Raw genomic sequence first — 19,594 nt, forward strand, 5'->3', positions numbered from 1 at the left:
GTGCCCCATTATGTGCGTGACAGTCACGGAAACGAAGTTGTTGCCGTGAACGGGACCGCGAACAGCTCGCGGGGCACCCAAGCAAACCGTGGAGGACAACACCATGGCAGAGGCCAAGAAGAACGCCCAGAAGGTTGAACTGAACTATCAGGACGGCAAGGCATTGGAGCTGCCCGTCCTGGAAGTCACCGAAGGCAACCAGGGCTACGGTCTGGGTTCGTTGCTCAAGGAAACCGGCAACGTGACCTACGACCCGGGCTTCATGAATACGGCCAACACCAGGTCCCAGGTCACCTACATCGACGGCAACAACGGGATTCTTCGTTACCGCGGTTACCCGATCGAGGAACTGGCGGAGCACTCCAACTTTGTGGAGACCGCCTACCTCCTGATCTACGGTGAGCTGCCCACGCGCGAAGAGTACGAGGACTTCGAGCACCGCATCACCACACACACCATGGTCCACGAAGACATCAAGATGTTCTTCAACGGTTTCCCGCGTTCCGCGCACCCCATGCCCGTGCTGTCCTCGGCCGTGTCCGCGCTGTCCACGTTCTACTCGGACTCCCTGGATCCGTTCGACAAGGAACAGGTGGAGATCTCCACCATCCGCTTGCTCGCCAAGGTCCCCACCCTGGCCGCATACGCGTTCAAGAAGTCCATGGGTGAGCCGCAGCTCTACCCCCAGAACAAGCTCAACTACGCGGAGAACTTCCTGCGCATGTGCTTCGGCGTGCCCGCCGAGGACTACGAGGTGGACCCGGTGGTCGCCAAGACCCTGGACATTCTGCTCATGTTGCACGCGGACCACGAGCAGAACTGCTCCACCTCCACCGTGCGCCTGGTGGGCTCCTCGCACGCCAACATGTTCGCTTCCGTCTCCGCGGGCATCAACGCCCTCTACGGCCCGCTGCACGGCGGCGCCAACGAGTCGGTGCTGCACATGCTTGACCAGATCCAGAACCGCGGCCTGTCCGCAGACGAGTTCATGGAGAAGGTCAAGAACAAGGAAGACGGCGTCCGCCTCATGGGCTTCGGACACCGCGTGTACAAGAACTACGACCCGCGCGCCAAGATCATCAAGGGCTACGCCCACGACGTCCTGGCCAAGCTGGGTGGCAACAACGAGATGCTTGACCTTGCCATGAGCATGGAAGAGAAGGCCCTTGCGGACGACTACTTCGTGGAGCGCAAGCTGTACCCGAACGTCGACTTCTACACCGGCCTGATCTACAAGGCCATGGGCTTCCCCGAGAAGATGTTCACCGTGCTCTTCGCCATCGGCCGCCTGCCGGGCTGGATCGCCCAGTGGCGCGAGATGATCGAGGATCCGGAGACCAAGATCGGCCGCCCGCGCCAGCTCTACGTGGGCGAGGGCGAGCGCCACTACCCGACCTCCAACTAAGCGCCACGCTTCAGTAGAACACCCCGTCACCGACTCAGGTCGGAGGCGGGGTGTTCTGCTGTGCGGCGGTGCGCTGCGGCCTGCGTGTGAGGGGACGTTAGGGCCGTGCGCCGCACCTGAGGTGTCGTTGGAACCCTTGGAGGGGCGGAGAAGGGTTCTTGGGGCGCAGGAGGTGTCCGTGAGGGTTCCAGCGGCGCATGGGGCGGTGTGCTTGTGAGGGGACGTTAGGGCCGTGCGCCGCACCTGAGGTGTCGTTGGAACCCTTGGAGGGGCGGAGAAGGGTTCTTGGGGCGCAGGAGGTGTCCGTGAGGGTTCCAGCGGCGCACAGTGCGGCATGCATTCCAGGGGACACGGCGAGCAGCGCGACGAGACTAATCGTTCAGATCAGCGAGCTTCTTCTCAAGTTTCACCTGTTTACGATGCAGGCGGCTCCAGCTGAACATCCGCAGGCTGACCATCTTTGCCAGTTCCTTGCGAGAGGGGAGGTCGTGAGCGGCGAGATCGCGATCGATGGCGGCTTCGTCGTCGCCGTCGTGCCGGTCCATGAGGTCGTTCGCGGCCTTGGCGCGCTCGGAACTCAACGGATGCTCCTGGATTTCGGCATTGACCGCATCGAGTTCAGCCTGTAGCTCCTGGCGTTTGTCCAAAGACAAGTTTGTTCTCCCTGATAGCCCTATGCGTACGAATAGAAACTAACAAGGTTCGTAGCGCATCGCGACAGCGCCGGACTTGTACTCGACGCGGTCAACGAGTCGGAGGTCCAGGGGTTTGGACAACCCTGCGAACAGCGTGGGGCCGTGGCCGATCACCCGTGGGTGGACGACCAACTCGTATTCGTCGATCAATCCCAGATCAGCCAGCGCCAGCGGTAATGTCACGCCACCGACGAACAGCCCTTCGCCGGGTTCCTCCTTGAGAGCGCGGACGGCTTCGCCCGGATCACCCCGCAGGAATTCGGAGTTCCAGTCGAGGCTGTCCAGAGTGCTTGAGACCACGTACTTCTTGGCCGAGTCGATGGTCTTCGCGAACGGCTCCATCCACGGCACGATCCACTCGCCCCACGTACCCGTGACCGGGTCGCGGCGCCATGCTTCTTCCATCATCTGATAGGTCACCCTGCCGAAAATGAGGGCGTCCGCTCGTGCAAGGGTCTCCGCCGCACGGCGGTGAAGTTCTTCGTCAGGAACGGCCGCCATATGATCTACGCAGCCGTCCAACGTGACGTTGACGGAGTACCTGAGCGGTCTCATGGCCCCAGGGTACGCCCGGGGCGGGGCGAGCATTCGGGAAGGGTCAGCCGTCGTAACCGTTGGGGTTGTTCTTCTGCCAGTTCCAGTGATCGCGGCACATGGTGTCCATGTCGCGGTCCGCGGACCAGCCCAGTTCGGCCAGAGCGGAGGAGGGGTCGGCGTAGGACACGGCGGCGTCACCGGCGCGGCGGGGTGCGATCTCGTAGGCGATGTCGCGCCCCGATGCCTTCTGGAATGCGTCGCGGACCTCGAGCACGGAGTAACCGCGGCCGGTGCCCAGGTTCCAGACGTGCACTCCGGGGTCCTGGCTAATGCGGTCCAGCGCCTTGAGGTGACCGTCCGCGAGGTCCACCACGTGGATGTAATCGCGCACGCCGGTGCCGTCCGGAGTGGGGTAGTCATCGCCGAAGACCATGAGCTTCTCGCGGCGGCCCACGGCAACCTGCGCCACGAACGGCATCAGGTTGTTGGGAATACCCGAGGGATCCTCGCCGATCCGGCCGGATTCGTGCGCACCCACCGGGTTGAAGTAGCGCAGCAGCGCCACGGCCCAGCGGTCGTCGGACGCGGCGAGGTCCGCGAGCATGTCCTCGATGTGCTCCTTGGTGCGCCCGTACGGGTTCTGCGCGTCCATGTTCTGCTTCTCGGTGAGCGGCATGGTCTCGGGCGCGCCGTACACGGTGGCCGAGGACGAGAACACGATGGAGCGGCAATCGTTCTCATCCATGGCCCACAGCAGGTTCACGGTGCCGGACACATTGTTCGTGTAGTACCACAACGGCTTCTCGTTGGATTCGCCCACGGCCTTGAGGCCCGCAAAGTGGATGACGGCCTGGGGGCGATGACGAGCGAACACGCGGTCGAGCCCGGCGCGGTCCAGTAAGTCGACCTCTTCGAACGCGGTGATCTCGCGGCCGGCCAGTTCCTGGACCCGTTCCAGGGACGTCTTGGACGAGTTGGAGAGATTGTCCAACACCACCACGTCGTGGCCTGCCTCAAGCAGTGCCAGAACAGTGTGCGAGCCGATATAGCCGGTTCCCCCGGTCACGAGAATCTTCATGGGCACCAGCTTAATCAGTTCAGGCTGGATCCTGGCTTGTTGCAGTACTGATCACCACTTGTGTGGACGGCGGCGCAGCTTGGCCCTCGTCGGTCAACTCAGCCGCGGACTCCCACCCGGGCACCGGGGAGAAGCGCGTGGAGGTCTGGTGCTCACGGTCCCAGGTCTGCCCCTCGTAACTCACGCGCGTGATGCCCAAGCGTTCGGCATTGGCCACGGCCCAGTGGGCGGCGGCCCAGCCGGCCTCGGAATTCTCGGGTTCGACGACGGCGCTCTCACCCTCTGCGCGCACCTCACCCAACGTGTCGCCGTAGTCCCGTTGCAATCCGACGGTCGTCGAATCCGCGCGCTGCTCTGCGGAAGCGGCACCATTCGAGGTCGAGGGGGACTTCTCCACCGGGTCCAGCACGCAGTTGAGCAGCGCGGGCTGTGTCCCGTGGAAGGCGTCCGTGAGGGCGGTGGCGCTGCCCTCGTGTTTGGCGTAACCGTCCGGCACACCGGATTGCTGCACGGCCTGGGCCGCCTGCGTCACGGACATCGAGTGGTAGTCCACGTGCACCAGGTGGTTGTAGAAGGCCACCGTGGAGTAATGGGGATCCATGATTTCTTCGACGGTCCCCCAACCCTGGGAGGGCCGCTGCTGGAAAAGTCCCACGGAATCGCGGTCGCCGTAGTCGATGTTGACCAGTTCCGACTCTTGCTGTGCGGTGGCCAGTGCAATCACGGAGGCCCGGTCGTCCAGGTCCCGCGCGAGCGCCTCGGCGGAGACGATCGAGGCATTGAGGGTTTGTTCCGGGGTGAACGTGTGTTTGGTGCCGTCCGCAGCGACCACCGTGCACCGGGGATCGCCGACCGCGGGTTTACCGGCGATCAGGTTGAACCCCACGTACAGGGCGGCCGCGATCAAGGCGCAGATCAGCACGATGATCAGGATCAGGTGAAGCGCGGCATGGCGGCGACGACCGGACGAAGTGGAAGACATGATTCCCCGGAGTAGGCAGCTGAAGAGTCGAGTGTATCGCCGAGCCCGCGGCACCTCGCTCGGAGGTGCCGCGGGCTCACCGGCTTCAGTGGGTGTTCCTAGTTGGCGTGCAGGGCGGGGTTGAGCTCAATGGCTCCACCTTCGCGCGGCAGCGCCTCGACCGCGCCGTTGGTCGAATTACGGCGGAAGAGCAGGTTGGAGATCCCGGACAGCTCGGAGGCCTTGACCACGCGGGAATCGGCGCGGGCTTCCAGCAGGGTTACGCGGGTACCGGCGGTGACGTACAGGCCGGCTTCGACCACGCAGTCATCGCCGAGGGAGATGCCCACACCCGCATTCGCACCCAGGAGGCAGCGCTGGCCCAGGGTGATGCGCTGCTTGCCGCCACCGGACAGGGTGCCCATGATGGAGGCGCCGCCGCCGATGTCGGTGTGGTCGTTGACCACGACACCTGCGGAAATGCGGCCCTCGACCATTGCGGATCCCAGGGTGCCCGCGTTGAAGTTCACGAAGCCCTCGTGCATTACGGTGGTGCCCTCGCCCAGGTAGGCACCCAGGCGCACACGGTCCGCGTCACCGATGCGCACACCGGTGGGAACCACGTAGTCCACCATGCGGGGGAACTTGTCCACACCGAACACGGTCACGTGCCCACCGGCGCGCAGTCGCACGAGCGCGGTGGTCAGTTCCTCGGCGAGCACGGGGCCGCGGCTGGTCCAGGCCACGTTGGCCAACTGGCCGAACACGCCGTCCATGTTGATGGTGTTGGGCTTGGCCAAGCGGTGGGACAGGACGTGCAAACGAAGGTAGGCGTCCGCGGCGTCGGCGGGGGCGGCGTCGAGATCGATCACGGTGGTGACGATCTCGGAACGTACGTTGCGATCGGGATCGGTGGTCGCGGCCACGCGCAGGTCGGCCTCGAAGGACGTGTCAGCGTTGGGGCTCAGCGCGGGAGCCGGGTAGAAGACATCCAGGACGGTGCCGGCCTTGGGACCGGAATCGACCACGGTGGCCAGGCCTACGCCGGATGCGGTGCGGGAAGTTTCGGTGCTCTCGCTCGTTGAAGTCATGAACACCATCCTAGGATGTCCGCCACGGTGTGACGCGAAGGTGACTAGGCTGGCTCGCATGGACTCCACCACCACACCCATCGAACTCGACCTCACTATGGACCCGGCCGATCTCACCGCGGCACTCGTGGACGTGGAATCGGTGTCCGATCATGAGGGCCCCCTCGCGGACGCCGTGGAAACCGCCCTGCGTCAGCTGCCGCACCTCGAGGTGCACCGCGACGGGGACTCCATCGTGGCCCGGACCAATCTCGGCCGTGACGAGCGCGTGGTCCTGGCCGGCCACCTGGACACCGTGCCCCTGCCCACCGTGGAAGGCTCGCTGGGCACGGTGCCGTCTGTGCGGCGTCGGGAATCCGAGCGAGACGTGATCTACGGACGAGGCACCACCGACATGAAGGGCGGGGTGGCGGTCCAGCTCGCGCTCGCGAACGCGTTGACCGACCCCAACCGGGACATCACCTTTGTCTTTTACGACCATGAAGAAGTCGCCAGCGACGCCAGCGGACTGGGCCGACTCATGCGCAACAGTCCCGAGTTACTGGAGGCCGATTTCGCGGTGCTGCTCGAACCGACAAATGGCACGGTGGAGGGCGGCTGCAACGGCACCATGCGTTTCCGCATCACCACGGCCGGCAAGGCCGCGCACTCGGGCCGCGCGTGGATCGGAGAGAATGCGATCCACAAGCAGGCCGACGTCCTTGCGCGGTTGGCCGCCTACGAGCCCCGAACCATCACCGTGGAAGGTTTGGACTACCGCGAGGGCCTCAACGCGATCCGGATCGGCGGGGGAGTGGCCGGCAACGTGATCCCGGACAGCGCGTGGGTCGACATCAACTTCCGTTTTGCCCCGGACAAGACTCTGCAGCAGGCGCAGGACCACGTGCGCGAAGTTTTCAAGGGTTATGAGCTGGACTTCCAGGATCTGTCTCCGGCCGCCCGGCCCGGGCTCGATCGGCCCGCCGCGGCGCAGTTCGTCGCGGCCGTGGGTCAGGAACCGATGCCCAAGTACGGCTGGACGGATGTTGCTCGGTTCTCGGAGGCGGGGGTGCCGGCCGTGAATTTCGGTCCCGGGGACGCGCTGCTGGCTCACACGGATGACGAGCACGTCTTCGACGACGCAGTGCGCGAGTGCTACCGGGCGCTCGCGGAGTGGCTGGCCTAGTCACTTTTCCGCATGAGTGACGAAAGGGCCTCGGAAGCTCTCGGCTTCCGAGGCCCTTTCGCTGCGTTGATTTCCTGGTGTTCTCATTTGATTCGACGACGACGACGCTCGGCCGGCTCAGCCGGTCTCGTCACCCGCCGCGGCCTCGTGGAGGGGCCGGGTCTTGCCGGAGGTGCGGTAGCTGAGCAAGCGTGAGAGCCTCCCCGCGAGGAACGTCAGAGCCGAGTTGATGATCATGAACACCACTGCGGCCAGCAGCAGAGTTTGCAGAATGTTGCCGTCACCGGAACCCAGTCGGCGCGCGGAAGCGAGCAGCTCGGGGTAGGTGATGATGTAACCCAGGGCGGTGTCCTTGAGGATCACCACGAACTGAGAGACGAGCGAGGGCAACATGGCCGTGAGTGCCTGGGGCAGCAGGATGCTTCGCAGCGCTTGGGATGGTGTGAGTCCCACGGCCAAACCGGCTTCCCGCTGGCCCTTGGGCAATTGGTAGACACCCGAGCGCACGAGCTCCGCGATGACCGAGCCGTTGTAGAGGATCAACGCGATGACCACGGCCCAGAACGGTGTGTTCGACGGCTGAATCAGCCCGGTGCGTGCCAGCCCCAGGTAGAAGAAAATCATCATGACCAGCACGGGTACCGCGCGGAAGAACTCAACCACCACGGTGGACACCGCACGCAGGATCCACACACTGGAGAGGCGTCCCAGGCCGAAGATCAAACCGAAAATGACGGATCCCACGACGGCCAGGGTCGCAGCCCTGAGGGTGTCGAGCAGGCCGGGAATGAAAAAGTTGCTCCAGGTGCGTTCGGTGAACAACGCAGTCCACTTCTCCGCATCCAGCTGACCCTGTTCTCCCAGTTTCTGAACCACCAGCCACACCAGGACTGCGACCACGAGCACGGCCACCACATTGAGGATCATGGTGACGCGCTTGGCCCGTGGACCTTGAACATCGAAGAGTACGGACGTGCTCATCGCTTCACCGCCAATTTCTGCGACAGCCACGTGGTCAACAGACCCACGGGTATCACGATGATCACGAATCCCAACGCCACGGTGAGGAACACCGCAATGATCACGTCCGGGCGGAACTCGATCATGGTTTTCATGAGCGCGGAAATCTCCGTGACGGACGCCGCCGCGGCCACCGTGGTGTTCTTGGTCAGCGCGATCAGGGTGTTACCCAGCGGTGTGATGGCCCCGCGCAGAGCCTGCGGGAAGATGATCAACCGGGCCGCCGGTAGGAAGCTCAGGCCGATCGCCCGAGCCGCTTCCGCCTGCCCCGCGGGAACGGTGTTGACCCCGGATCGAATGGCCTCGCACACGAACGCCGCGTGATAGATGCTCAGGCCGATCACGGCGTAGATGAAGAAGTTCTGGTTGAAGTCGTCGGTGAAACTGATGGTCAGTTGCGACCACACGCCCAGAACCAGGAACACCAGGATGATGGTCAGCGGAGTATTGCGGATCAGGGTCACGTACGCGGCGCCCACGGCACGCATGGAGGCCGCCGGGCTGATGCGCATGAGCGCCAGGACACTGCCGAGCACCATGGAGCCGATCGCGGCCCAGAAGGTCAGTTGGATATTGACCCAAAAAGCACCCAGCACGTCGTACTGGGATAACAGTGAAGCGTAGTCACTGAGGTATTCGGACACGTTTTCCTCCCGTTGTACCCGGTGGGGTTCCGTAGGAATCTGTTGGGATCCCCACCGGGTGCGGGTCAGTCAATCGATCAGGCGCAAGCATCGGGAGTGGGCGGGTTCAAATCCTCGTTGTACTTGTAGTCAGCGCCCTCGGTGTTCTTGGTGACGGCTTCTTCCCACGCGCCGTCCTCAACCATCTTGGTGATCGCATCATTGATGGCCTGGCACTTGTCCGAGTCCTTGGGCAGGCCCACGCCGTACTTCTCTTCCGTGAACGGGTTGCCCACCACCTTGAACTTGCCGGAGTTGGCGTCCGTGGCGGCCAGGCCTGCCAGGATGATGTCATCGGTGGTGACGGCGTCCACGCCCCCGGAGCCCAGAATGGTCACGCAGTCCGCGTAGCCACCCTGTTCCACGAGGTTCACGGTGCCGGCGTACTGGTCCTTGATCTTCTGCGCGGAGGTCGAGCCGGTGACCGAGCAGAGGTTCTTACCCTCGAGGTCCTCGGGGCCCTTGATGTCCGTGTTGTCCTGGCTGACCAAAAGGTCCTGACCGGCCACGAAGTACGGCCCCGCGAACGCCACGGATTCCTTGCGCTTGTCGGTGATGGAATAGGTCGCGAAAATCATGTCGACCTGGTCGTTGGAGAGCATGTTCTCGCGATTGGCCGACGGCGATTCAACCCATTCGATCTGGTCCTCGGAGTAGCCCAGTTCCTTGGCGACGTACTTGGCTACGTCCACGTCGAAACCGGTGTATTCCTCGCCGTCCTTGAAACCCAGGCCGGGCTGGTCGTACTTGATGCCGATGCGGACCGACTCGCCGTCGCCGCCAGATGATTCCCCACCGCCGCCGTCGTCATTGCCACCGCACGCGGTCAGGGTCAGGGCTGTGGTTGCGGCCAGGGCCGCAAGGGTCATTGATTTTCCGTACTTCACGGGGTGCTCCTTAAATAGAGTGTGAGGTGCGCTGTGATCAGTGGTGCTGAGGCATCAGTGACCCAGAACCTTGCCGAGGAAGTCCTTGGCACGGTCACTGCGCGGATTGGTGAAAAACTCTTCCGGGGTGTTTTCTTCGACGATTGCGCCGTCCGCCATGAACACCACGCGGTCCGCCGCACGGCGGGCGAAGCCCATCTCGTGGGTGACCACGACCATGGTCATGCCGGCCTTGGCCAGAGAAACCATGGTGTCCAGGACCTCGTTGATCATCTCGGGGTCCAGGGCTGAGGTTGGTTCATCGAACAGCATGACCTTGGGGTCCATGGCCAGCGCCCGGGCAATGGCCACACGCTGTTGCTGACCACCGGAGAGCTGGGCGGGCAGCTTGTTCGCCTGATTTCCCACTCCCACCCGGTTGAGCAGTTCCATGGCCCGTTCTTCGGCCTTTTTCTTGCTAGCTCCGCGCACGCGCATGGGGCCAAGGGTGACGTTCTGCAACACGGACTTGTGTGCGAACAGGTTGAAGGACTGGAAGACCATGCCCACGTCAGCGCGGAGTTTCGCGAGCGCGCGGCCTTCCTTGGGTAGAACTTTGCCATCCACGGTGATCTCACCGCTGTCAATGGCTTCCAAACGGTTGATGGCCCGGCACAGGGTGGACTTCCCGGAACCGGAGGGACCGATGACGATGACCACCTCGCCGGCGGAGACTTCCAGGTTGATGTCTTTGAGTACGTGAAGGTCTCCGAAGTGCTTGTCCACGTGTGACAGTCGGACCAGGGGCTCTCCGGTGCGCGTTCCGGCCCCGGCGCCTGGATCGGTGTCGGTGGAGGCGGTTGAGTGTGACATGCAAGTAAAAGTAGTGCACGGATTGACCAAATGTGGTCTACAACACAAGACCGAATGTTAAAGTTCGGTTTCATTTTGATGGCGCGGTGCACGCCTGTGCGTGTCCCAGGCACCCCGTAGCCTGGAGCCATGACCATTCCCTCTGACTCCAGTCCAGATCAGGTTCCACCCGAGCGGTTCAAAGGTCCCGTGGTGCTGCGCCGTTCGGAAATGGCACGACGCACCTCTGATCAGCGGTTCTTGGATCAGCGCCCGGAAGTTCCGGGCGATTTCACGCGTACTGATCCGTGGCGGGTGCTGCGCATCCAAGCGGAGTTCGTGGAGGGGTTCGACGCCCTGGCAACACTGGGTCCCGCGGTCTCCGTCTTCGGTTCGGCACGCACACCGCAGGAGCACCCGGAATACCGAACTGCTCGTGAGATCGGCCAGGCCCTCGGGCGCGCCGGTTACGCGGTCGTGACCGGCGGAGGCCCGGGAGTCATGGAGGCGGCCAACCGTGGTGCGGTGGACGTGGGCGCTCAATCGGTCGGGCTCGGGATCGAGCTGCCCCACGAGCAGCGGCTCAATGACTGGGTCGATCTGGGCATCAACTTCCGCTATTTCTTCGCCCGGAAGACCATGTTCGTGAAGTACACGCAGGGGTTCGTGGTGCTCCCGGGTGGTTTCGGCACCATGGACGAGCTCTTCGAAGCGCTCACTCTGGTGCAAACGGGCAAGGTCACGCGTTTCCCGGTGATCCTCATGGGCACGGCATTCTGGTCGCCGTTGGTTGCCTGGTTGGAGCAGATCGTGACCCGGGACCTCAAGATCGCTCCCGATGATCTGGAACTTTTCCACGTCACGGACAGCGTGGAGCAGGCGGTGAACATCTTGATCGAGGCGCATGCGGCGTCCAACGGTTCCGGCGCATGAGCACTACGTCCGTGGCCACAGCGCAACGATCTCGGATAGGAACTTCGCTGCAACGCGCCTGGGAGATCACACCATGGTGGCTCGCGGTGGTACTCGTCTATGGACTGTCCAGGGTGTGGGGCTGGATCGTCTTCACGGTCGTGGGGCGTCAGCAGGGGCCCGGGCCCTGGGGCCAGGGTGCCATGGGCTATCTGCAGTTCGTGGACATCTGGGATTCGGACTGGTACCGCCGGATCTTCTCGGAGGGATACCCTGCCCAGATTCCCCGCGATGTCTTCGGTCACGCTGAGCAGAATCAGTGGGCCTTTTATCCAGTGCAGCCCTTCCTGGCCCGCGGCATCGATGCCGTCACGGGAACCGGGTGGGCACTCACGGCCGCCACGATCTCGCTGCTCGCGGGCTTCGGGGCGGCCCTGGTGCTCTACAAAATTTTCGACGGCGTTCCGGCTCTCCGCGAATCGCGCTGGGCCAACAACGTGGGCAAGGCGCCGCTGTGGGCGGTAGGAGTCTTCGCCTTCAACCCCGTGGCGCCGGTGCTTCAGACGCCGTACTCGGAGGCGTTGCACCTGCTGTTCTTGAGCCTGGCCATCCTGTCGGTGCTGCGAGACAAGGCCCTACCGGCCGGAGTGTTCACCGTACTCATGGCACTCACCCGGCCCACGGGAGTGGCCTTCGCCGCAGCCCTGGGCGTGTGGTGGCTGTGGCGCAGCGTGGTGAGTGTGCGGCGTCGTGAACGGAAGTGGTACCGATGCGCGGACCGCTGGCTCGTGGTGACCCTCATCGCGTGCGCCGCGGCCCTGAGCTGGCCCGCCATCGCGTGGGCCGTCACGGGGGAGCTCACCGCGTACACCGACACGGAAACGGCTTGGCGCGGTGACGACCGGGTGATCCCGATCCTGCCGTGGGTGGACCGGGGTGTGAATCTCTTCGGTCCGGTCGCCGGGGTTCTGGCCCCCGTAGTGCTGGTCGCCGCGGTAGTTCTGATGCTGCGATCCCGCGTGGTGAAGGAGGCCCTGCCGTTCTTCGCCCGGGTGTGGATCGCGGCGTACGGCGGATACCTCCTTTTGGTCCTTCATCCGCAGTCCTCCACGTTCCGACTGTTGCTCCCGTGGGCCCTGCTGGCCGGGCCGCTGGTCCATGTGTCCGATTCCAAGGCGTATCGAACGCTGCTCATCATTACCGGAGCCATCCTGCAGTTCGTGTGGGTGGGGTGGCTGTGGCACTGGAAACAGCTGCCCGGCGGCGGCGATTTCCCGCCGTAACGGCCCTGGTCGGCGGCTCCGAAGGTGGGGCTGGTCACGGCGGCCGGTCAGTGTTCGATAAGATGGAATCCGTAGGTACACACGAAGAGGAGTTCATATATGGCGGCCATGAAGCCTAGAACCGGTGACGGACCGATGGAAGTCACCAAGGAGGGGCGCAGCCTCATCATGCGAGTCCCCCTGGAAGGTGGCGGGCGCCTGGTGGTGGAGCTGAAGGCCAACGAAGCCACGGAGCTTCGCGAGTGCCTCGCCAAGGTGACCGAGTAACGGACGGTTCAACACCGCACCACATACCTCGAGGGTCCACACACGCATCGTGTGTGGACCCTCGAGGTATGTGGTGTTCGCTGCGGGTCAACTGAGTCCAGCCGAAGCCCGTTTCAACGGTGGCGCGGTGCAGATGCCGGCCCGTTGAGGGGTTAGGCCCGGGACCGACGATCAGCGGCGCACGGCCAGCAGCACGCCGGTACCGGTGGGAAGCAGGGTGCTCGCCAGACGGTCCTCGCCGCGCAGGGTACGTACCACGTCGCGCATGATCACAGTGTCCTCGTCGCGGTGGGCCGGTTGCGACACCCGGTCTTGGTGCAGAGCATCGTTGACGATCAACATGCCGCCGCGGCGCAGCAGCCGTGCACCCTCGATCACGTACTCGGCGGTGTTGGCGAGGTCCGCGTCCAGGAACACCATGTCGTAGGAGTTCTCGGTCAATCGCGGGAGCACCAGCGAGGCCGCACCGGAAATGGTGCGGGTCCGTTTGGTTTCGAAACCGGCCTCGCGGAAGGTATCACGCGCGGCACGCAAGGCACGGATGTCCGTGTCGATCGTGGTCAGCACGGAATTTGACGGCATACCGCGCAACAGCGACAGGCCGGAGACACCGGCACCCGTTCCTACCTCGACCACGGTGGCCGGGCGGGACGACGCCGCCAGGACCGTGAGCAGCGCCGCGGTCGCGGGGGTGACCGGGTCGAGTCGGAGGGCGAGGGAGCGCTCGCGGGCACGGTACGCGCTTTCGTCGTCCGTGGCGTAAGCCTCGCAATAGGCCCAGCTAGTGGTCTTATCCGTACTCATGGACGTTAGTGTGCCCTTCGCTGCTTCCCTGTGGTCTCGATCCGCGACAATCCTGCCCGTGCGGGTGATGATGGTTCAGCTTATCGCGGTCCCCGAGCCACGCGCGTACCCGGGACTCGACGGGTGGACCGGGCTGAAGAGCGCCGGGCCCATGGTGCGTAGGTCACCCAAGTGAGTCCAGGGTGCCGGGAGATTTTCCCGCGACCACCCAGAACCCTGTCAGCTTCACGGCACACAATAACAACGTCAAATCAACGATCCACCATGATGGTCCGGGAGGGGGAGACCTCACTGAGCACGCTGTATCGAAACCTCACTCGGACCCGTCGCATCCCCCAGCGCCGTACCGTGATGTTCGCGACCACCGTGGCCCTGTGCGTCACCGCAGCGTTGCTCATAGGCGTCGGGTGGTCGGTGGGTAACAAGCTGAACGGATCCGGTGCCGAAGACGCACCCCCGGCCGCGGCCGCCTGGAACGGTAGTCACGGCATGATCAAGACCACCACCGAAACGGACGCGCAGTCCCTGCGTGCCGAAGGGTGGACCCTGCCGTCCCTGGGATCGGAGGGCTACCAGGTCGAGTCCATGGTGCAAGGCGAAGTGGCCGGACAACCCATGGTGGCCATCACCCTGGTGAACGATCACCACCGAGTCCAGGTCATCGAACAACGCGGTGACGTGAACCCGGACAATCCCGTGGACGGTGCGACCGGCCTGCCCGTGAGCGCAGAGGGCCTGCATGAATCCGCCGTGGAAGGCACACAGCTGTGGGTCGTTCGTTCGGAACCGTGGCGCGCCGTGATGGCCCGAGACGATGTCGTGTACACGGTCATGACTGACGCATCCCCGTCCACGCTGTCGCGTACTCTTACCCTTGTAGCTGCGGAGGAACGAGGCCGCGTCGCGCTGCCGGGTTCCGAACCGGATGGTTTCGGCACCACGGTGCTGGACGGGCTGCGGGAAATTGTTGGGTAAACGCGGCGTTCACGTTCGCGTCATATGGCGTTGGTAGGTTCAGTAAGTGTTCGGCATTTCTGGCGGAGAAGCCATCCTCATCCTGGTGGTGGCCCTGGTGGTCATCGGGCCCGAGCGGCTGCCCGAATACGCCGAGAAACTCAAGGACCTGATCAAGTCCTTGAAGCGCTATGCGACCGGCGCCAAGGACGACCTCAGGGAAACCCTCGGCCCCGAATTCTCGGACGTGGACTGGCGCAAACTCGATCCACGGCAGTACGACCCCCGCGTCATCGTGCGCGAGGCCCTCATGGAGGACGACGAGCCCCAGACCCCCGGCTATCAAGCGGCATCGGTCGCGGCGCCCACGGTTCGCAGACTCGAACCGGGGGAGCGTGCCCCCTTCGACACGGAAGCCACGTGATCCGCACTCGCGCGTAAGTTTTCAGGACGAAAAGTCATGACAGAGACCCGGGGTCCGGCACAGCAGCCGGACCCCGGGTCTCTGTCTCGTTGTTCTCGGACGTCAGCCCCGCGGGGTGATCCCCAGACTGCGGCCGGCCAGATTACGACCCTGCTCGTCCAGTGCCTTGGCCACGGTCCAAAGGTGTTTGGCGGCCGGAGAATCCGGGTTCGCCCACACTGCGGGTTCGCCGCGATCGGCGGCCTCGCGCACGGTCACGTCCAGCGGAATCTCCCCGAGCAATGGCACGTCATAACCCAGGCGTTCGGTCAACGACGCCGCAATGGTCGCCCCGCCGCCCGCGCCGAACACTTCCATGCGCGTTCCGTCCGGTAGAACCATGGCGGACATGTTCTCGACCACGCCCGTGACCTTCTGATCGGTCTGCTGCGCCAGCGCGCCCGAGCGCTCGGCCACGGTCACCGCGGCGTGCTGCGGTGTGGACACCACCAGAACTCCCGAATTCGGCAGCAACTGACCCACCGAGATCGCAATGTCACCGGTGCCCGGGGGCAGATCCAGCAGCAAGTGATCGAGATCCCCGAAGTGTACGTCCGTGAGGAACTGCTCCACCGCACGGTGCAGCATGGGTCCGCGCCACGCAACGGGCTGGGAAGGGTCCACGAACATCCCGATCGAAATCACTTTGATCACGCCGCGGTTGGCCCGGCGCTGGGAGGCGCCCGGAGCGGCGTCGTCGAAGGGGATGGTGAGATCGGTGGGGACCTCCACCACGGGTGGCAGGATCATATCGCCCACGCGCGTGGGCGGCTGGGTGATGCCGAGCAGTCCCGGGACCGAGAAACCGTGGATGTCCGCGTCCACAATGCCCACCGTGCGGCCCATCGCAGCCAGCGCGGCGGCTATGTTCACGGTCACGCTCGATTTGCCCACACCACCCTTGCCGCTGGTCACGGCGTGAACGCGCGTGAGGTTGCGGGGGTCGGCGAACGGGTTGGACTTGCGGTGCCCGAGCTTCACCTGGAGTTCCTCGCGCTGGGCCGGGGTCATCACGCCCACCTCGACGGACACGTCCGTGACGCCGTCGACGGCGCTCAGGGCCTCGGTCACGTCCGTCTCGATCGTGCCCCGCATGGGGCACCCCGAGATCGTGAGGAGAATGGTGACCCGTGCAGTGGTGCCATCCAGGTGGGCGGACTGGACCATGCCCAGTTCGGTGATGGGCCGGCGAAGCTCCGGGTCGATGACCTTGTCGAGAGCCTTGCGCAGCAGGGGATCGAGTGATTGTGGATCGATGGGGGAGTTGGTCATGAATCCTTACCGTCCGCAGCGTTGGGCACCACGGGGATGGCCGTGGTCGGCGGCTGGTTCTTTTTCTTCTTCTTGCCCTGACCGGGTTCCTTCTTGGCCGACTTGGCCTCCTCCGGTTGCTCGCCCTGGTTATTGCCCTGGGCCTCCAAAATCTCCTCGAGCAGGGAACGCAATTCGGAACGAACGTAGTCTCGGGTGGCCACCTCACGTAGCGCGATGCGCAGAGAGGCGATCTCCCGGGTCAGGTACTCGGTGTCCGCCAGGTTCTGCTGGCCGCGCTTGCGATCCTCCTCTGCCACGACGCGGTCGCGGTCGTCCTGGCGGTTCTGGGCCAGCAGCAACAGCGGGGCGGCGTAGGAAGCCTGGAGGGAGAGCATCAACGTTAACAGGGTGTAGTTGAGCGCGCGCGGGTCGAACTGCATGCTCTCGGGTGCCAGGGTGTTCCACCCGAGCCACACGAACACGAAGATGGACATCCACAGCAGGAACTGCGGGGTGCCCATCCACCGGGCGAACGTCTCGGTCAGCTGACCGAAGGAATCCGGGTTCGGGCGGAATCGCTGGAAGAAGTTGGGGCGGTGCTCCCGGGGCTGGTCCAGTGGGACCGGGGCGTACTGGGAGGACAGATTGCGTTTGGGTTCACTCATACCGCTTACCCACCTTCCGGATCGGGGTGCCGTCGTCATAGGTGCGCCAGTCATCGGGCAGCAGCGCGTCGAGCACGTCGTCAATGGTCACAGCTCCCACGAGTCGATCGGCGTCGTTGACGATCGGCAGGATGGTGAGGTCGTAGGAGGCGAGTTCGCGAGCAACCTCTTCCAAGGAGGCCATGTCGGACACGGGCTCGATGGATCGGTCGATCAGGTTCCCGATGGCCTCGGGCGGGGGATAGCGCAGGAGTCGCTGGGTGTGCACGAAGCCCAGGTACTTACCCGTGGGGGTTTCCAGGGGCGGACGGCACACGAGCACCGCCGAGGCCGCGGCCGGGATGATTTCCTCCTGGCGGATGTGCGCCAGAGCCTCGGCCACCGTGGCTTCCGGTGACAGCACGATGGGCACCGGGGTCATGAGCGAACCGGCGGTGCCTTCTTCGTAGGTCCGCAGACGGCGCACGTCCTCGGCGTCCTCCGGTTCCATCATGGTGATGAACTTCTCGGCGTCCTCGGGTGGCAATTCGTTGAGGAGGTCGGCGGCGTCGTCCGGGTCCATTTCCTCAAGCAGCGTGACGGCACGCTCGTTCCCGAGGTTGGTCAGGATGAAAACCTGGTGCTCCTCGGGAAGCTCCTCCAGGACGTCCGCGAGGCGTTCGTCCTGCAGCTCGGCAGCGATCTCGAGCATGCGCTTCTCGGGCATGCCGCGCAGTTCGTCCGCGATGTCCGCCGCCTGGTCCTCTTCGTGCTGGGAAATCCACTGCGTAGCCGGTTGATGACCCGCGTTGGACGGATCGTCCGTGTCCTCCCAGTCCACGATCAACGTTTCACCCCGGCGGCGGATCAGGCCTCCGGCGCTGCTTGAGCGCCGGACGAACAGCTGGGTGATCTGCCAATCGCCGCGGTTACCCACCTGTTGCATGGCCATGTCCTCGACGGTCGCGGTGCCGGAACCGTCCAGCAGCACCACGGTGCGGTCGAAGAGCTCGCCCACAGCCAGCGTCTCCGCTCCGCGCTGCTCGAACCGGCGGAGATTCACCAGGCCGGTGCAGATGATCTGATCGGCGTCGATGCTGGTCACTCGCGTCATGGGTACGAACACGCGTTTCTTGCCGAGTACCTCCACCACAAGGCCCACCACAATGGGGCGGGCCATGGACTGACCGCGACCACCGGGGCGCAGGAGCACCACGAGGTCGCGCAATCGCCCCAGTCGGTCACCGAGCGGGTCGAAGACGTCCAGGCCGATCAATCGGGCCACGAAAATTTTGGAGAGGTTTGTGCTCACTGTCCCAGCCTAATGAACGGGGGCAGCTGAGCAGCATTCGCGCCGCTGAGATTCCGATGACAGGCCCCGGATGTTCACCAGTCGCGATGTTCCAGGGGTTTCCCTGCGGCCTCCTGGGAAACTACGCGAGAATGGGACGCATGAGTTATTCGTCCAGGGGCCCCATGACACTGTCCACCACCGCAGAGATCCCGCGCGGTGAAGCCATCGGCCGGTACACGAGCTATGCCGATGCGCAGAAGGCCGTGGATCACCTGGCCGACCAACAGTTCGAGGTTGCCAAGATCTCGATCATCGGCAGCGATCTGAAGTCCGTCGAGCAGGTGACCGGTCGCCTGTCCTATCCCAAGGTGGCGCTCCAGGGTGCGCTCAACGGCGTGGTGTTCGGTGCGTTCTTCGGTCTGTTGATGTCGCTGTTGGGCGGCATGGATCTGGCCCAAGCGCTCTTGCTGCCCATCATCATGGGTGGTGCCTTCTGGATGCTCCTGGCCACCATCACCTACGCGATGCAGCGCGGTAAGCGTGACTTCACCTCGACCAACCGCATCGTGGCCGGAAGCTACGAAGTGATCGCGGCCCCGGAGGTCGCGGGAGAAGCCCGACATGTTCTGGGTGGACTCAATTTGCGACAGGCTCCGGGTTCCCGTCCGCAGCAGGGTAGCTGGAACCAACCCCCGCAGGGTCCCAACGGTCAGCGCGGCCAGTGGGGGCCGCAGGGTCAGTGGGGACCGCAGGGTCAGAACGGGGCACAGGGACGACCCGGACCGCAGGGCCCCAATATTCCGCAGGGATACTCCGGCCCGTACGGCAGTCAGCCGGGTCCTCACCAGCCGGGTCCTCACCAGCCGGGAACGCAGCAGGGTCAGCAGGGCTGGAATGCCGGGCCGGGCCAGCAGGGTGGCGCGCCGCAGCAGCAGGGCAGTCCGAATGCTCCTGCATCCCAGGGTCAGCAGGGACAACCCGCCTACGGTCAGCGCGTGCAGGGCCAGCCCCAGCAGCAGCCGGATTCCAATCGCTCCGCCAAGTTCCCCGACCTGCCGGACGGCCGTCCGCAGTACGGCATCCGCCTGGAACCGGAAACACCGGTGCAACCCCAGGGTGCGCCGCAGCATCCGGCCCAGAGCCAGAGCCAGAGCCAGAGCCCGAACCATGCAGCGGCCCCCGGCCAGCCGGAGAACCGTCATCAGCCGCAGGATCCGAACCAGCCACAGCAGGGGTCATCGCCCGCCGGTGCCCCGTGGTACAAGGGAGACCCCGGGGCCCGGGGTTCCAAGGACGCGGACGGAGATTCCGACCGCAGCTAGCTCCACGGCGATCGTTGTCGAGGGGAGGGAGCCGGAAACGTCGA

The 19,594-nt window shown here is 64.5% G+C and carries 21 protein-coding genes; 8 read left to right on the plus strand and 13 right to left on the minus strand.

Annotation, left to right across the window (positions count from 1 at the left end; all coding sequences use genetic code 11):
- Nucleotides 1-103 precede the first annotated feature (103 nt).
- Nucleotides 104-1,405 (plus strand): citrate synthase, encoded by a 1,302-nt coding sequence (locus RF638_RS04685; protein WP_095797461.1) that lies wholly within the window; start codon nucleotides 104-106, stop codon nucleotides 1,403-1,405.
- A gap of 371 nt (nucleotides 1,406-1,776) precedes the next feature.
- Here the strand turns inward: RF638_RS04685 and RF638_RS04690 are convergent, their stop codons facing one another.
- From RF638_RS04690 to dapD, 5 genes are all read right to left on the minus strand, one after another.
- Nucleotides 1,777-2,058 carry a hypothetical protein gene (locus RF638_RS04690; protein WP_143469950.1) on the minus strand — a complete coding sequence of 94 codons (282 nt, stop codon included), beginning with the start codon at nucleotides 2,056-2,058 and terminating at the stop codon, nucleotides 1,777-1,779.
- A gap of 39 nt (nucleotides 2,059-2,097) precedes the next feature.
- A complete protein-coding gene (locus RF638_RS04695; RefSeq protein ID WP_129699979.1) occupies nucleotides 2,098-2,655 on the minus strand; it encodes a dihydrofolate reductase family protein in 558 nt (185 codons plus the stop codon).
- Between the two features lie 43 nt (nucleotides 2,656-2,698).
- Nucleotides 2,699-3,715: a UDP-glucose 4-epimerase GalE gene (gene galE, locus RF638_RS04700; RefSeq protein ID WP_095797458.1), complete on the minus strand. Its 1,017-nt coding sequence runs from the start codon at nucleotides 3,713-3,715 to the stop codon at nucleotides 2,699-2,701.
- Between the two features lie 19 nt (nucleotides 3,716-3,734).
- The gene (locus RF638_RS04705) at nucleotides 3,735-4,697 is read right to left on the minus strand and encodes a hypothetical protein (RefSeq protein ID WP_259913432.1); all 963 of its coding nucleotides are present in this window, start codon (nucleotides 4,695-4,697) and stop codon (nucleotides 3,735-3,737) included.
- A gap of 98 nt (nucleotides 4,698-4,795) precedes the next feature.
- Nucleotides 4,796-5,767: a 2,3,4,5-tetrahydropyridine-2,6-dicarboxylate N-succinyltransferase gene (dapD, locus tag RF638_RS04710; RefSeq protein WP_095797456.1), complete on the minus strand. Its 972-nt coding sequence runs from the start codon at nucleotides 5,765-5,767 to the stop codon at nucleotides 4,796-4,798.
- A 58-nt stretch (nucleotides 5,768-5,825) separates the two neighbouring features.
- On the opposite strand from dapD, the gene dapE reads away from it, so the two are divergent.
- The gene (gene dapE / locus RF638_RS04715) at nucleotides 5,826-6,932 is read left to right on the plus strand and encodes a succinyl-diaminopimelate desuccinylase (RefSeq protein ID WP_259913429.1); all 1,107 of its coding nucleotides are present in this window, start codon (nucleotides 5,826-5,828) and stop codon (nucleotides 6,930-6,932) included.
- 117 nt (nucleotides 6,933-7,049) lie between these two features.
- On the opposite strand, the gene RF638_RS04720 is transcribed toward dapE, so the two are convergent.
- The 4 genes from RF638_RS04720 to RF638_RS04735 form a co-directional block, all read right to left on the minus strand.
- A complete protein-coding gene (locus RF638_RS04720) occupies nucleotides 7,050-7,913 on the minus strand; it encodes an amino acid ABC transporter permease (RefSeq protein ID WP_238663053.1) in 864 nt (287 codons plus the stop codon).
- Complete coding sequence (locus RF638_RS04725; RefSeq protein ID WP_259913423.1) at nucleotides 7,910-8,596, minus strand: amino acid ABC transporter permease; 687 nt, start codon at nucleotides 8,594-8,596, stop codon at nucleotides 7,910-7,912. Before RF638_RS04725 ends, RF638_RS04720 begins: the two co-directional genes overlap by 4 nt.
- 77 nt (nucleotides 8,597-8,673) lie before the next feature.
- Nucleotides 8,674-9,504 carry a glutamate ABC transporter substrate-binding protein gene (locus tag RF638_RS04730; RefSeq protein WP_095797453.1) on the minus strand — a complete coding sequence of 277 codons (831 nt, stop codon included), beginning with the start codon at nucleotides 9,502-9,504 and terminating at the stop codon, nucleotides 8,674-8,676.
- A gap of 72 nt (nucleotides 9,505-9,576) precedes the next feature.
- Nucleotides 9,577-10,374, minus strand: a complete 798-nt coding sequence (locus RF638_RS04735) for an amino acid ABC transporter ATP-binding protein (RefSeq protein WP_095797452.1) — start codon at nucleotides 10,372-10,374, stop codon at nucleotides 9,577-9,579.
- A 129-nt stretch (nucleotides 10,375-10,503) separates the two neighbouring features.
- Between RF638_RS04735 and RF638_RS04740 the strand changes: the two genes are divergently transcribed.
- The 3 genes from RF638_RS04740 (at nucleotide 10,504) to RF638_RS04750 (ending at nucleotide 12,815) form a co-directional block, all read left to right on the plus strand.
- A complete protein-coding gene (locus RF638_RS04740; RefSeq protein WP_095797451.1) occupies nucleotides 10,504-11,286 on the plus strand; it encodes a TIGR00730 family Rossman fold protein in 783 nt (260 codons plus the stop codon).
- Nucleotides 11,283-12,548 carry a hypothetical protein gene (locus RF638_RS04745; RefSeq protein WP_254049321.1) on the plus strand — a complete coding sequence of 422 codons (1,266 nt, stop codon included), beginning with the start codon at nucleotides 11,283-11,285 and terminating at the stop codon, nucleotides 12,546-12,548. Before RF638_RS04740 ends, RF638_RS04745 begins: the two co-directional genes overlap by 4 nt.
- 99 nt (nucleotides 12,549-12,647) lie before the next feature.
- Nucleotides 12,648-12,815, plus strand: a complete 168-nt coding sequence (locus RF638_RS04750) for a DUF3117 domain-containing protein (RefSeq protein ID WP_016997557.1) — start codon at nucleotides 12,648-12,650, stop codon at nucleotides 12,813-12,815.
- A gap of 171 nt (nucleotides 12,816-12,986) precedes the next feature.
- Here RF638_RS04750 and RF638_RS04755 read toward each other — a convergent pair whose 3' ends face one another.
- Nucleotides 12,987-13,619 (minus strand): O-methyltransferase, encoded by a 633-nt coding sequence (locus tag RF638_RS04755; RefSeq protein ID WP_095797449.1) that lies wholly within the window; start codon nucleotides 13,617-13,619, stop codon nucleotides 12,987-12,989.
- Nucleotides 13,620-13,883: 264 nt separating this feature from the next.
- Here RF638_RS04755 and RF638_RS04760 point away from each other — a divergent pair, with 264 nt between their 5' ends.
- Both RF638_RS04760 and RF638_RS04765 read left to right on the plus strand, forming a co-directional pair.
- The gene (locus RF638_RS04760) at nucleotides 13,884-14,594 is read left to right on the plus strand and encodes a hypothetical protein (protein ID WP_238663051.1); all 711 of its coding nucleotides are present in this window, start codon (nucleotides 13,884-13,886) and stop codon (nucleotides 14,592-14,594) included.
- 46 nt (nucleotides 14,595-14,640) lie between these two features.
- Nucleotides 14,641-14,997: a twin-arginine translocase TatA/TatE family subunit gene (locus RF638_RS04765; protein ID WP_095797448.1), complete on the plus strand. Its 357-nt coding sequence runs from the start codon at nucleotides 14,641-14,643 to the stop codon at nucleotides 14,995-14,997.
- Nucleotides 14,998-15,099: 102 nt separating this feature from the next.
- On the opposite strand, the gene RF638_RS04770 is transcribed toward RF638_RS04765, so the two are convergent.
- From RF638_RS04770 to RF638_RS04780, 3 genes are read right to left on the minus strand one after another with little or no spacing between them, the layout of a single operon-like run.
- Nucleotides 15,100-16,308: a P-loop NTPase gene (locus RF638_RS04770; RefSeq protein ID WP_129699968.1), complete on the minus strand. Its 1,209-nt coding sequence runs from the start codon at nucleotides 16,306-16,308 to the stop codon at nucleotides 15,100-15,102.
- On the minus strand, nucleotides 16,305-16,955 hold the full coding sequence (locus tag RF638_RS04775; protein ID WP_095797446.1) for a DUF1003 domain-containing protein: 651 nt from the start codon (nucleotides 16,953-16,955) through the stop codon (nucleotides 16,305-16,307). Before RF638_RS04775 ends, RF638_RS04770 begins: the two co-directional genes overlap by 4 nt.
- A complete protein-coding gene (locus RF638_RS04780; protein ID WP_095797445.1) occupies nucleotides 16,948-18,246 on the minus strand; it encodes a CBS domain-containing protein in 1,299 nt (432 codons plus the stop codon). The genes RF638_RS04775 and RF638_RS04780 overlap by 8 nt, the downstream gene beginning before the upstream one ends.
- A 140-nt stretch (nucleotides 18,247-18,386) precedes the next feature.
- On the opposite strand from RF638_RS04780, the gene RF638_RS04785 reads away from it, so the two are divergent.
- Nucleotides 18,387-19,550 (plus strand): general stress protein, encoded by a 1,164-nt coding sequence (locus RF638_RS04785; protein ID WP_368841530.1) that lies wholly within the window; start codon nucleotides 18,387-18,389, stop codon nucleotides 19,548-19,550.
- The last annotated feature ends 44 nt before the right edge of the window (nucleotides 19,551-19,594 follow it).

Origin of the sequence: Kocuria sp. CPCC 205235, assembly GCF_040980905.1 — a bacterium.
Classification (GTDB): Bacteria; Actinomycetota; Actinomycetes; order Actinomycetales; family Micrococcaceae; genus Kocuria; species Kocuria carniphila.